The 12,594-nt window shown below is 57.8% G+C and carries 15 protein-coding genes; 10 read left to right on the top strand and 5 right to left on the bottom strand.

Annotated features, from left to right (window positions below; all coding sequences use genetic code 11):
• The first annotated feature begins 104 nt into the window (after positions 1-104).
• The 3 genes from VPX56_RS00060 to VPX56_RS00070 are packed head-to-tail and all read left to right on the top strand — an operon-like array spanning position 105 to position 2,509.
• Positions 105-1,766, top strand: a complete 1,662-nt coding sequence (locus VPX56_RS00060) for a putative transporter (protein WP_131634563.1) — start codon at positions 105-107, stop codon at positions 1,764-1,766.
• A gap of 58 nt (positions 1,767-1,824) precedes the next feature.
• A complete protein-coding gene (locus VPX56_RS00065) occupies positions 1,825-2,172 on the top strand; it encodes a YidH family protein (RefSeq protein WP_131634564.1) in 348 nt (115 codons plus the stop codon).
• Positions 2,162-2,509 carry a DUF202 domain-containing protein gene (locus VPX56_RS00070; RefSeq protein WP_131634565.1) on the top strand — a complete coding sequence of 116 codons (348 nt, stop codon included), beginning with the start codon at positions 2,162-2,164 and terminating at the stop codon, positions 2,507-2,509. The genes VPX56_RS00065 and VPX56_RS00070 overlap by 11 nt, the downstream gene beginning before the upstream one ends.
• A 32-nt stretch (positions 2,510-2,541) precedes the next feature.
• Here the strand turns inward: VPX56_RS00070 and dsdA are convergent, their stop codons facing one another.
• The gene (gene dsdA / locus VPX56_RS00075; RefSeq protein ID WP_131634566.1) at positions 2,542-3,828 is read right to left on the bottom strand and encodes a D-serine ammonia-lyase; all 1,287 of its coding nucleotides are present in this window, start codon (positions 3,826-3,828) and stop codon (positions 2,542-2,544) included.
• 293 nt (positions 3,829-4,121) lie between these two features.
• On the opposite strand from dsdA, the gene dsdC reads away from it, so the two are divergent.
• Positions 4,122-5,048 carry a DNA-binding transcriptional regulator DsdC gene (dsdC, locus tag VPX56_RS00080; protein ID WP_131634567.1) on the top strand — a complete coding sequence of 309 codons (927 nt, stop codon included), beginning with the start codon at positions 4,122-4,124 and terminating at the stop codon, positions 5,046-5,048.
• Positions 5,049-5,132: 84 nt separating this feature from the next.
• Positions 5,133-6,221 carry a glycoside hydrolase family 5 protein gene (locus tag VPX56_RS00085; protein WP_326469124.1) on the top strand — a complete coding sequence of 363 codons (1,089 nt, stop codon included), beginning with the start codon at positions 5,133-5,135 and terminating at the stop codon, positions 6,219-6,221.
• Here VPX56_RS00085 and emrD read toward each other — a convergent pair.
• The 4 genes from emrD to tisB form a co-directional block, all read right to left on the bottom strand.
• Positions 6,124-7,308, bottom strand: a complete 1,185-nt coding sequence (gene emrD / locus VPX56_RS00090) for a multidrug efflux MFS transporter EmrD (protein ID WP_326469126.1) — start codon at positions 7,306-7,308, stop codon at positions 6,124-6,126. The two genes, VPX56_RS00085 and emrD, sit on opposite strands and share 98 nt — an antisense overlap.
• A gap of 175 nt (positions 7,309-7,483) precedes the next feature.
• Positions 7,484-8,317, bottom strand: coding sequence for an EamA family transporter (locus VPX56_RS00095; protein WP_131634570.1), 834 nt, complete (start codon positions 8,315-8,317; stop codon positions 7,484-7,486).
• A gap of 62 nt (positions 8,318-8,379) precedes the next feature.
• Positions 8,380-8,826 carry a GNAT family N-acetyltransferase gene (locus VPX56_RS00100; RefSeq protein ID WP_131634571.1) on the bottom strand — a complete coding sequence of 149 codons (447 nt, stop codon included), beginning with the start codon at positions 8,824-8,826 and terminating at the stop codon, positions 8,380-8,382.
• 64 nt (positions 8,827-8,890) lie between these two features.
• Positions 8,891-8,980, bottom strand: coding sequence for a type I toxin-antitoxin system toxin TisB (gene tisB, locus VPX56_RS00105; RefSeq protein WP_023331685.1), 90 nt, complete (start codon positions 8,978-8,980; stop codon positions 8,891-8,893).
• A gap of 486 nt (positions 8,981-9,466) precedes the next feature.
• Between tisB and VPX56_RS00110 the strand changes: the two genes are divergently transcribed.
• The 5 genes from VPX56_RS00110 to ilvN all read left to right on the top strand — a co-directional run bounded on the left by VPX56_RS00110 (position 9,467) and on the right by ilvN (position 12,529).
• On the top strand, positions 9,467-9,781 hold the full coding sequence (locus VPX56_RS00110) for a type II toxin-antitoxin system HigB family toxin (protein WP_326469131.1): 315 nt from the start codon (positions 9,467-9,469) through the stop codon (positions 9,779-9,781).
• Positions 9,778-10,197 carry a helix-turn-helix domain-containing protein gene (locus VPX56_RS00115; protein ID WP_326469133.1) on the top strand — a complete coding sequence of 140 codons (420 nt, stop codon included), beginning with the start codon at positions 9,778-9,780 and terminating at the stop codon, positions 10,195-10,197. Before VPX56_RS00110 ends, VPX56_RS00115 begins: the two co-directional genes overlap by 4 nt.
• A gap of 147 nt (positions 10,198-10,344) precedes the next feature.
• Positions 10,345-10,443: an ilvB operon leader peptide IvbL gene (ivbL, locus tag VPX56_RS00120; RefSeq protein WP_131634575.1), complete on the top strand. Its 99-nt coding sequence runs from the start codon at positions 10,345-10,347 to the stop codon at positions 10,441-10,443.
• 106 nt (positions 10,444-10,549) lie between these two features.
• The gene (gene ilvB, locus VPX56_RS00125; protein ID WP_326469136.1) at positions 10,550-12,238 is read left to right on the top strand and encodes an acetolactate synthase large subunit; all 1,689 of its coding nucleotides are present in this window, start codon (positions 10,550-10,552) and stop codon (positions 12,236-12,238) included.
• A 3-nt stretch (positions 12,239-12,241) separates the two neighbouring features.
• Complete coding sequence (gene ilvN, locus VPX56_RS00130; RefSeq protein ID WP_010426528.1) at positions 12,242-12,529, top strand: acetolactate synthase small subunit; 288 nt, start codon at positions 12,242-12,244, stop codon at positions 12,527-12,529.
• The last annotated feature ends 65 nt before the right edge of the window (positions 12,530-12,594 follow it).

Raw genomic sequence — 12,594 nt, forward strand, 5'->3', positions numbered from 1 at the left:
GGCCCTGCCGTGGCAGGGCTTTTTTGTGCGCCATCGCCCATACAATCTCATCCGGCTCTGAGAGAATCCTTAGCATAACTAAGGTTATACACAGGATGTGGATCATGAGTGATATCGCGTTAACCGTTAGCGTGTTGGCCCTGGTCGCTGTTGTGGGCCTGTGGATTGGCAATATCAAAATCCGCGGCGTCGGGTTTGGCATTGGCGGAGTGCTGTTCGGCGGCATTTTTGTTGGCCATTTTGCCGACCAGCTTGGGCTGGTTCTCAGCGCCGAAATGCTCCACTTCATCCAGGAGTTCGGCCTGATCCTCTTTGTTTACACCATCGGTATCCAGGTCGGGCCGGGCTTTTTCGCTTCCCTGCGCGTATCCGGATTGCGCTTGAATCTCTTTGCCCTCGGCATCGTGGTGATGGGCGGCCTGGTCACCGCTATCCTGCATAAACTCTTCGACATCCCGCTCCCCGTGGTGCTGGGGATTTTCTCCGGCGCAGTCACCAACACCCCAGCGCTGGGGGCAGGCCAGCAAATCCTGCGCGATTTAGGTATCGAACCCGGCATCGTCGACCAGATGGGGATGAGCTACGCGATGGCCTATCCGTTTGGGATTTGCGGCATTCTGCTCTCCATGTGGCTGGTGCGGGTGCTGTTTCGCGTCAACGTCGATAAAGAGGCGAAAGACCACGAAACCACGCTCACCAACGGCCATATGCCGATCAAAACCATCAACATTCGCGTCGATAACCCCAACCTGAACAATATGGCGATTCAGGACGTACCGATCCTCAACAGCGCCAATATTATCTGCTCGCGCCTCAAACGTGATGACATGCTGATGGTGCCCTCCCCCGGCACCACAATTCTGCAGGGCGACCTGCTGCACCTGGTTGGGCAGCCGGGCGATCTCAACAACGCGCGGCTGGTGATTGGTCAGGAGGTCGACACCTCGCTCTCCACGCGCGGAACGGACATGCGCGTCGAGCGCGTCGTCGTTACCAACGAAAAGGTTCTGGGGAAGAAAATCCGAGATCTGCAGGTAAAAGAGCGCTATGACGTGGTGATCTCCCGCCTTAACCGCGCGGGTATTGAGCTGGTTGCCAGCCCCGAGGCCAGCCTGCAGTTTGGCGATATCCTCAACCTGGTCGGGCGCCCGTCGTCCATTGATGCCGTGGCGGACATGGTAGGCAACGCCCAGCAAAAGCTGCAGCAGGTGCAGATGCTGCCGGTCTTTATTGGTGTTGGCCTCGGCGTGCTGCTCGGCTCCATTCCGCTGTACGTGCCGGGATTCCCGGTGGCGCTCAAGCTCGGCCTGGCGGGCGGGCCGCTGATCATGGCGCTTATCCTCGGGCGTATCGGCTGTATCGGTAAGCTCTACTGGTTTATGCCGCCGAGCGCGAACCTGGCGCTGCGCGAGCTGGGCATCGTGCTGTTCCTGGCGGTCGTCGGGCTGAAATCCGGCGGTGATTTTGTTGATACGCTGGTCAAGGGTGACGGGATAAGCTGGGTCGGCTATGGCATCTTTATTACCGCTATCCCGCTGCTAACGGTCGGGATAATGGCGCGAATGTTCGCCAAAATGAACTATCTGACGCTGTGCGGCATGCTGGCAGGCTCCATGACCGATCCCCCGGCGCTGGCCTTTGCCAACAACCTGCACGCCACCAGCGGCGCGGCGGCGCTGTCGTACGCGACGGTCTATCCGCTGGTGATGTTCCTGCGCATCATTACGCCGCAGCTGCTGGCGGTGTTGTTCTGGGGGATGGGCTAACAGCTTCATCGGCATTACGCTATGCTGAAGCCTGCCTGCAGCACGACAAGGAACCCCCATGAAAATTTCCCGCCTCGGCGAAGCGCCGGACTACCGCTTCTCGTTGGCTAACGAACGCACTTTCCTGGCGTGGATCCGCACCGCGCTGGGCTTTCTGGCCGCTGGCGTCGGTCTCGATCAGCTTGCCCCCGACTTTGCCACCCCCGTGATTCGCGAAATCCTCGCGTTGCTGTTATGCCTGTTCGCGGGCGTGCTGGCGATTTACGGCTACCTGCGCTGGCTGCGCAATGAGAAGGCGATGCGCCTGAAGCAGGATCTGCCCTATACCCGTGGGCTGCTGATTATCAGCACGATTCTGCTGACGGTAGCGGGCGTAGTGATGGTGCTGGTGTTCTATGGCGGATAGCCGCAAAGCGCGGCGCGAAGCGGACCCCGGCCTGCAGCCGGAGCGGACGTCGCTGGCCTGGCTGCGCACGCTGCTGGGGTATGGCGCGCTGATCGCCCTGGCGATTAAGCACAACTGGCACCGCACGGGGGTGCCATTCTGGATCTCAATTATCGTGCTGGCGCTGGTGGCGATCGTTTTGTGGCGCTATACCCGCAGCCGTAACCTGATGGACGTAGCGCAGAACGATTTTGCACAGCCGAAGGCGGTGCGCGATAAGTTCCTGATCGCGCTTGCTGTTCTCTCGCTGTCATTGTTGTTTGCGGTAACCCACATTCAACAAATTTTGCAGTTGTAGGCCGGGTAAGGCGCAGCCGCCACCCGGCATAATTACTTCCCTTTCGCCAGATACTTCGCCATCTCGTCTTCCGGCACCATCCCGCCGCCGGTCGCCCACACCAGGTGGGTAACGTTGGTATGCGAATGAACGCGCAGCGGCCCGGCCATCCCCGCCAGCGCCGACGGCTCCAGACGAATGCCTTCCGCCTGCGCCAGCCAACCGAGCATATCGTACATGCTCTGGTCGGAAAGCGTATAGAACCCGTCGAGCAGGCGTTCCATCGCGCGGCCCACAAAGCCGGATGCCCGCCCAACCGCCAGACCGTCCGCCGCCGTCACGTTATCAATCCCCAGATCCTGCACGGCAATTTCATCGTGCAGGCCCGTATAAACCCCCAGCAGCATGCACGGGGAGTGCGTTGGCTCCGCAAAGAAGCAGTGGACGTTATCGCCGAAGGCCAGCTTCAGGCCAAACGCCACGCCGCCGGGACCGCCGCCGACGCCGCACGGCAGGTAGACGTACAGGGGATGATCCGCATCCACCACCCGGCCCTGTTCGGCAAACTGCGCCTTCAGGCGCTCGCCTGCAACGGCATAGCCCAGGAATAAGGTGCGGGAATTTTCATCGTCGATGAAGAAACAGTTCGGATCGCTTTCCGCCGCTTTTCGTCCCTGCTCCACCGCCACGCCGTAATCCTGTTCATATTCCACGACGATGACGCCGTGGCTGCGCAGTTTGGCTTTCTTCCACTCGCGGGCGTCGGCAGACATATGTACCGTCACCTTAAAACCGATGCGTGCGCTCATAATGCCGATGGACATCCCGAGGTTGCCGGTTGAGCCCACCGCAATGCTGTACTGGCTGAAGAAGTCCTTAAAGCGCGGCTCCAGCAGAATGCTGTAGTCGTCTTCGGTGCTCAGCAACCCGGCGTCCAGCGCCAGTTTCTCGGCGTGGGTCAGCACCTCGTAGATGCCGCCGCGCGCTTTAATCGAGCCGGAAATCGGCAGATGGCTGTCTTTTTTCAGCAGCAGCGTGCCGGGAATAGACTTCGCAGATTCTTTCTCCAGCCGCGCCTGCATTGCCGGGATCGCGACCAGCTCGGATTCAATAATCCCGCCCGTTGCCGCCGTTTCCGGGAAGGCTTTCGCCAGATACGGCGCGAAGCGTTTCAGGCGAGCGTGCGCGTCGTCCACGTCGGCTTTGGTCAGCCCTACGTACGGCAACCCTTCCGCAAGCGTCGTGGTGCGCGGGTTTAGCCAGGTGGTTTCTTTCAGGGCAATCAGATCCTCAACCAGAGGAAACTGTGCGGTTAACGTGGTGATAGTTGCGTTTTCCATAGTACGTCTCTTCGCGCTCAGATAATGAAGGAAAGCAGGAATGTGCCGCCAGGTGCAAGCTCCGAGGCGATAAACCTCGCCGTCGTCATATCTCACCTCACCCTTATGTCATCTGTGGGTATTGGACGAAAAAACGGCGTGGGCTGACAAGCGATATAAATTGGCGTTCAGGTGAGCCAGATTGGATCAACTGAGTGACTGCGCTCAAAAAAGCGCACTTAATCCGTATTAGGTTCACATAAATTCACCCTTGAGCGGTATGCTGAGTGCAGAAACCACGCGCGAGAATTGTGATGACCGATGCAAATGAAGCCAGAAACCGGCTATTAAACGGCTGCCAGCTGTCGAAAATGTACACCTTTGAAGTGGCCGCCCGGCATGAGTCCTTCGCCCTGGCGGCGGCGGAGCTGTCGCTCAGCCCCAGCGCGGTGAGCCACCGCATCAACCTGCTGGAAGAGGAGCTGGGTATTCAGCTGTTCGTCCGCTCGCACCGTAAAGTCGAGCTGACGCAAGAAGGGAAGCGCGTTTACTGGACGCTAAGATCGTCCCTCGACACCCTGAATCAGGAGATCCTGGATATCAAAAACCAGGCGCTCTCCGGCACGCTGACGGTCTACTCCCGCCCGTCGATTGCCCAGTGCTTGCTGGTGCCCATGCTGGGGGATTTTACCCGCCGCTATCCGTCGATTTCACTTACCATCCTGACCGGCAATGATTACGTTAACATGCAGCGAACGGGCGTCGATCTGGCGCTCTATTTCGACGATACGCCGCCAAACCACCTCTCTCATCACTTCCTGATGGACGAGGAGATTTTGCCGGTCTGCTCACCGCGGTATGCCCGCGAGCATGAACTGCTGAAAAACCCCGATAACCTCAGCCACTGCACGCTGTTGCACGACCGTCAGGCCTGGAGCAATGATTCCGGTACGGACGAGTGGCTGAGCTGGGCACAGCATTTTGCGGTGAATATGCCGCCATCGTCGGGCATTGGTTTCGATCGTTCCGATTTAGCGATTATTGCGGCCATCAACCACGTTGGCGTCGCGATGGGCAGAAAGCGGCTGGTGCAGAAACGGCTGGAACGAGGCGAGCTGATCGCCCCGTTCGGTGAAAAGACCCTGAAATGTCATCAGCACTACTATATCTCGACGCTTTCTGGCCGCCAGTGGCCGAAAATAGACGCCTTTATCGGCTGGCTGCGAGTGCTGGCAGGTTGAAGAATTATTACGCTTTCGCTCTACACCAAATATGAAAAAGCGTGCTAAATACAGGTAATGCTTTCGATTTATCCAGGGTAAACCGTGTTCAAGCCTTTCATTGCCACTGCCTTACTGATTGCCTCCGGCTGGGCCATTGCCGCTGAGCCGCCGCTGACGGCTGCCCGTTACGCGCAGAAGCTGGGCGTGGGAATGGATGTCGACTGGGCGCGCACCGAGCGCGGCATTCGCGAGTTCGACCCGCTGGTGGTGCGTGATTTTCGCGCAAAAGGGATCACCCACGTGCGCATTCGCGTGGCCGATGAGCCTACAGAAGCGCGGCTGATCCATCTGCGCAAGCTGGTAGAAGCCTGCGAGCAGTACGGCGTGATCCCGATAGTCGCTTATCAGGCAGATGAATACAAAAACGACCCGAAACCCGATAACGAGAAAGAGGTGGTTAACTGGTGGATTGCCGTGGCGCACTATTTCGGCCAACGCTCACCGCTGCTGGGTTTCGATCTGATCTACGAGCCTGCGGATAAGCTCAACCACAACGCGGCATCGCTTAACCGGGTGTATGAGAAAGCGATCAAAGATATTCATGCGATTAACCCGAACCGCATGATTTTTATCGCCCCTCGCCTGCGCGCCGCGCCGGAAGATTTATCCAGCCTGAAGTTGCCCGCGCGCAGCCAAAACTACCTGCTGGCGGAATGGCATATCTTCCCGTGGGGACCGTTGAAAAGTAACGGAAAATACCCGTGGACGTCGGGGACGCCAGCCGAGAAAGCGGCGATTCATAACCGCATCAATACGGCGCTGCGCTGGCAGCAAAAAACCGGACACGTCAGCTGGGTTGGGGGCTGGGGCGTAGGGGAGTCAAATCATCTCACGCCAACGGCATCGCAAATGGCGTTCGCTACCTTTATGGCCTGCGAGCTGCAAAAAGCAAAAATCCCTTACGCGCTTAATGCGGATTTTCAGTTTTACGACGGGGAAGAGGGGGCCTGGCGACCCGCGCCAGAGCCGCTGCTGCAGACGATGATTTCGCCTGCGTGCGAAAAGCCCGGCGAGAAGCCGGGCCACCGTGCGGTTAAACCGGCTGCTCGTGATGCGGGACGCGCGACGCCAGCGGCAGCCAGCACAGTAAAATCAGCAGCCCCATCAGCGTCATCAGTAACCCCAGACTAGCCTGGCCGGTTTGCGGCATCATCGCGGAAAGCCATGCCAGCGCGCCTGAGCCGATATTCTGCAAACCGCCAACCAGCGCGCCCGCCGTGCCTGCGAGGAACGGGAATGGCTCCATCGCGCCGCTGGTGGCCAGCGGGAACAGCATTCCCGCGCCGAAGAAGAACAGCGCCGCCGGGATGAGCAGCGTCCAGACCGTCATCACGCCGAACAGCCCCGGAAGCCACATCATCACGCCAGCCAGCAGGCAGCTAATCACCGATTGCCACATCAGCGTCGAGAAACGCTTGTTCGGACGTCCGGCAAACCACGCCCCGAAGAACGCTGCCGGAATCGGCAGAATAAACAGAATGCTCACCACCATGCTGCTCAGGCCCAGCCCCGCGCCCAGCAGTACCCCGGAACAGGCTTCGAACACCGCGATACCGGCCAGGCCGCCGATCAGCATCAGCAGATAGCAGGTAAACGATCCGTTACCGAACAGCGTCTTATAGCTGGCGACAAGCTTTGTGCGCGGTGCGTCTTTTGGACGCGTTTCCGGCATCCAGCGCCCCATGCTGAAGGTGACAATCACACACAGCACCAGCAGGAAGGCGTAGCAGGCGCGCCAGGACCACATTGTGTCCAGCAGGCCGCCAATCAGCGGGGCGAGAAGCGGGCTGACCAGAATGCCCATATTTAACAGGCTGTTGGCATGACGGAGCTGGGTGCCCTGATACATATCGCGCGGTAAGGTGCGCGCCATCACCCCGCCGACGCCGGTCCCGACGCCCTGCAGGGCGCTGGCGGCAATCAGAACGGTCAGGTTATGGGTGGTCATCGCAATGACGGTGGCCACCATGAAAATGCTCATGCCTACCAGGATCACCGGTCGACGCCCGACGCGGTCGGAGAGCGGTCCGTAGATGAGTTGCGAAACGCCATAGGTCAGCAGATACGCTGCCATCACGCTCTGCACCGTGCCCTCGCGGACGTTCAATTCCTTCGCCATGTCGGCGATCGCCGGGATGTAGATGGTTTGCGCCATCTGACCGACGGCCACCAGCAACACCAGCATCAACAATAAGTTAACGTTCCTTTGTTTTTTCATGTCGCTGAATACTTTTGCCAAAAGAGAAAAATGAAGAATAAGTGACTGCGCATTCCCATAAATGCGCGAGGAATCTACCACAGTGAGATGACAATTTAAGCATTGTCGTGGTGAATGAAAAAACCGTGAAAGGCAGGATTTGTAAACAAGATCGGCAACTAATGTTGCCAGTGATTTACGCCAGGCGCAGCAGAATGGCGCCGCCGGCAATACCCAATGCCGCCGCGATGCGCAGACCGGCAACCTTCTCTTTTAAAAGCAAAAATGCGATCAGCGCGCCAAAGAGAATCGAGGTTTCACGCAGCGCGGCGACCACCGCCAGCGGTGCCTGCGTCATGGCCCAGAGCGCCAGACCGTATGAGCCCATCGTGCCGACGCCGCCGAGCAGCCCCTTTTTCCAGTGCAGGCGCAGGTAGCTGGCGGCTTCGCGTCGACGCGCCACCATCGCCCAGCCAAGCAGGCAGAAGCCATTCATAAAGAAGGTCCAAAGCGTATAGCCCAGCGCTGTGTCGGACAGCCGCACGCCCGTACCGTCCACCAGCGTATAGCCCGCGATAAAACAGGCATTAAGCAGTGCCAGCCAGATCCCCTTGCGTGACTGCAAACGGCCGGTCATCGCCATCGCCAGAATCGACAGGCAGATCGTGCCAATGCCGGCCCAGGCGAGCCCTGAGAGGCTATCCCCGAGCGCCAGTACGCTGATCAGCGCCACCAGCAGCGGGGCCGTACCGCGCATAAGCGGATAGGTCTGGCTCATATCCGATACCTGATACGTTTTGGCGACCAGTACCGTATACACCACCTGTAGGGCGCAGGAGACAATTAAAAACGGCCAGCTTGCGGCAGAAGGCTGCGGAGAGAAGGGGAGCAGCACCAGGGCAATCAGCGTGGCGGAGCCGCTGACGCTGATTGCGGAATAGAGCTTGTCCGTTCCGGCCTTAACGATGGCGTTCCAACTGGCATGCAGCAGCGCGGCGAACAGCAAAATGCAGAAAACGGTGATGGTCATGGCGTATCGGATGGTGAATTGTCATCCAACTGTAACATTCAGGCTCTGATGCTGCCAGCCGGTTACACCGCGCAAAAAAGACGGTGCGTCACCCGCGGTTCGTCCGACACCAGCGTAAAACCGGCGCTATGATAGAACCCGTAAGCGGCGTCCGGCGCATGGGTATTGAGGAAATCAAACCAGATGCTGGCATCGGCCATCACCACGGTTAACAGCTGCTTGCCGATGCCCAGCCCGCGGCACTTCTCGCTGACGTAGAGATGGCGAATACGCCCGGCGCGCGGCTGCTGGCTGAACGGATCGCGGTTGAGACCGCACACGCCCACCAGCCTGCCGTTGAGAAACGCGCCCAGCAGCTTTTCACCCGGCGCGTTAAAGCGGTTCTCACCCCGCTGCCAGTTCTCTTCCAGCCTGCGCAGCATGTTGAAATTCAACGCGATACTCTCGGCCTTCAGGGCGATATACCCTGGCTCGTCAGGCGTAACAGGCTCAATTAACAGACGCGACATAGCATTCCCTCGTTATTAAAGAGGGGCGGTTGCCCGCCCCTCTCAGGTGCGACTTGAACCTGAATCACCGAACGTATTTCAGGACAGCATCAAGCAGTTGCAGTACAGCAACAATGAGTTTGAGGATAAGTATCACCATATCCACGATGCCCATACGCGTCTCCTTTTGGTTCAAAGGAGCACGATGCTGGCGTACCTTTCCGCCGCCTGTGGCCAGCACCTGGATTGACGTAACACAGTGTGCTCACTTCAGGGGGTTAAGGCACTGACGGCACCACCCGTTTCAGCCAGGACTTCGTTGCGCCGGTAGAACTGCGGCCCCCTCGCTCACTGCGAACACCCTCAGTATAGATAAATACTGTATGCATGAACAGTATTTTATGGACAAAAACGTGAAGCCGATCCATACTCAAAAACGTCAAAATCCGTGCCTGAATTGCGCGTTCGTCTGCGATCGCGTATACTTTTTGCGTTGACGTAACACAGTGTGTTCTGCGGCGACCAACCGCAAAACCCTGAAAAAAACCTCGCTTAGGCGGGGTTTTTTGTTTTCTGGTCTGTCCAAAAAAGATGCCTGTTGACTTATTGGCAATGGATGTCACCATTGCCATAATGGCAACGGACGCGGCAGGCATGCAGTATGCATTTAATCTCTATGAAAGCTATTTTGGATGCGGTAACCCAGTTTCCGCAGCACAAGGAAGAACTCCTTTTTTTGGGTCGCACCATCGAAAAGAGCCATTGCCCAACACCGGCTGCGCTGAAAAAACTGTTTCCGACGCTGGATAACTTTAAGTATCTGGATAAGCATTATCTTATTGATATTGCAAACAACAATCTCAGAGTAGTGGCTCTCATATTCTTTGAAAGCCAAAAGTTTTATGTGCGCCATGTTTTTACTCATAAGGAATATGACCGTTTTACGGAGAAACATCGCACGAAGGGGAAGAAATGATGATCGTAGCTGATGCAATGAAAGCAACGCATGCCCTTGTCGCGGCCGTTCCTTTACTGGGTGAACAGCCGAGCGAGAAAGATTATAAGGATGCGCTAGAGCTGGTTGAGTATCTTCTTTTGAACGAGCCCGATAGCCCCTTGCTGGATATTGTGTGCGCCAGGATTAGCCGTTATGAAGCCAATCGGCCAGAGATAGTCGCATTACGCAAGGAGATGGAGTCCGTTCCCGTCGGTATTGCGGTTTTAAGAACCTTGATGGATCAGTACAACCTGACGATATCGGATTTTCAGGATGAAATTGGCAGTAAATCGATGGTTTCACGGGTTCTGAATGGCCAGAGACAGCTTACTCTGAACCATATTAAAAAGCTGGCGGCCAGATTTGGGGTATCACCTGCTCTGTTTATTGAGTGAGTAAAAACCGACTTTTTGAGAGTTATCACTCAACAAACGAAACGTGATCCCTGACGCATTTTTGCGCAGATGAAAATATTTCCATTGTCACGCCCGAAAACCTGTGTTTGTATAAATTCAATCAATGATTCCAAACACAGGTCCCCAATGACTCCATCTATGTTCACCTCGACCCTACTAGAAACTGCGCAACCAGCCGCAGTGGTCGTCGTGCGTGTGGTGGTGGTCGTCGGCAATGCGCCGTAGGGACTGGATCAACACACGAATCCAAAACCCCGCCGGCGCAAACCGGGCGGGGTTTTTCGTTTAAGAGCCTCCCCGGAAAGTCGGCCCAGAAGAAAAGGACTGGAGCATGGCAATTTCGGGCACAACATCCACCAGGACGCGCTTTACGGGCGCGCAGTTAATCGTTCACTTACTGGAACGACAGGGTATTACCATCGTTGCGGGCATTCCGGGCGGCACGGTGCTGCCGCTGTACGATGCGTTAAGCCAAAGCACGCAGATCCGCCACGTGCTGGCGCGCCACGAGCAGGGGGCAGGCTTTATCGCGCAGGGTATGGCGCGTACGCAGGGCAAACCGGCGGTCTGTATGGCCTGCAGCGGCCCGGGCGCAACCAACCTGGTCACCGCCATCGCCGACGCGCGTCTCGACTCCATTCCGCTGATCTGCATTACCGGGCAGGTACCGTCCTCAATGATCGGCACCGATGCGTTCCAGGAAGTGGACACCTACGGCATCTCTATCCCCATCACCAAACATAACTATTTAGTTCGCGATATCAGCGAGCTGCCTCAGGTTATCAGCGATGCGTTCCGCATTGCGCAGTCCGGCCGCCCGGGCCCGGTGTGGATAGACATTCCTAAGGATGTCCAGACTGCAGAGATCGAGATCGACGTTCTGCCCGAGCCGGGCGACCGTGCCCCCGCGCCAGAATTCAGCGCTGAGAGCGTGCGCGACGCCGCCGCTATGATTAACGCCGCCAAACGCCCGGTGCTCTACCTGGGCGGCGGAGCGATTAACGCCGCGGATGAAATCCGTCAGTTTGCGGAAAAAGCCAACCTGCCGACCACCATGACCCTGATGGCGCTCGGCATGCTGCCTAAAGCGCACCCGCTCTCTCTCGGCATGCTGGGCATGCACGGCGCGCGCAGCACCAACTACATCCTGCAAGAGGCTGATTTGCTGATTGTTATGGGCGCGCGTTTTGATGACCGGGCGATTGGCAAAACCGAGCAGTTCTGCCTGAACGCGAAAATCATTCACGTGGATATCGACCGCGCGGAGCTGGGTAAAATCAAGCAGCCGCACGTGGCGATTCAGGGCGATGTGGCCGAGGTGCTGGCGCAGCTGATCCCGCAGACGGACGCAACCGAGCGCGCCGACTGGCGTCAGCTGGTGGCGGATCTGCAGCGTGAGTTCCCGGGCGCTATCCCAACCGAAGGCGACCCGCTGAGCCACTATGGGCTGATCAACGCCGTGGCCGCCTGCGTGGACGACAGCGCGATTATCACCACCGACGTCGGCCAGCACCAGATGTGGACCGCCCAGGCCTACCCGCTGAACCGTCCGCGCCAGTGGCTGACCTCCGGCGGTCTGGGAACCATGGGCTTTGGTCTGCCCGCAGCCGTGGGTGCGGCGCTGGCCAATCCGGACCGCAAGGTCATCTGCTTCTCCGGCGACGGCAGCCTGATGATGAACATTCAGGAAATGGCGACCGCGGCCGAAAACCAGTTAGACGTGAAAATCATCCTGATGAACAACGAGGCGCTGGGGCTGGTGCACCAGCAGCAGAGCCTGTTCTACAAGCAGGGCGTGTTTGCGGCGACCTATCCGGGGATGATTAACTTTATGCAGATTGCCGCCGGTTTTGGCCTGCATACCTGCGATCTGAACGCGGAAGAAGACGCCCACGCGGCGCTGCAGGCGGCGATTTCTCGCCCCGGCCCGGCGCTGATCCACGTGCGTATCGACCCTGAACAAAAAGTGTATCCGATGGTGCCGCCGGGTGCGGCAAATACTGAGATGGTGGGAGAATAAGCCATGCAGAAACAACATGATAACGTCATTCTGGAACTCACCGTCCGCAACCACCCTGGCGTCATGACCCACGTCTGCGGGCTCTTTGCCCGCCGGGCGTTTAACGTGGAAGGCATTCTCTGTCTGCCGATTCAGGGCAGCGAGCACAGCCGCATCTGGCTGCTGGTCAACGACGATCAGCGTCTGGAGCAGATGATGGCGCAGATCGATAAGCTGGAAGACGTCACCAAAGTGGCGCGCAACCAGTCCGATCCCACCATGTTTAACAAAATTGCGGTGTTTTTCGAGTAAATCACTTAAGGTAAGAGGCTTTTGCCGGATGGCGCTGCGCTTATCCGGCCTACCAGGACGTTACG

The sequence above is a fragment of the Enterobacter wuhouensis genome (assembly GCF_035835995.1).
GTDB classification, from domain to species: Bacteria; Pseudomonadota; Gammaproteobacteria; order Enterobacterales; family Enterobacteriaceae; genus Enterobacter; species Enterobacter wuhouensis.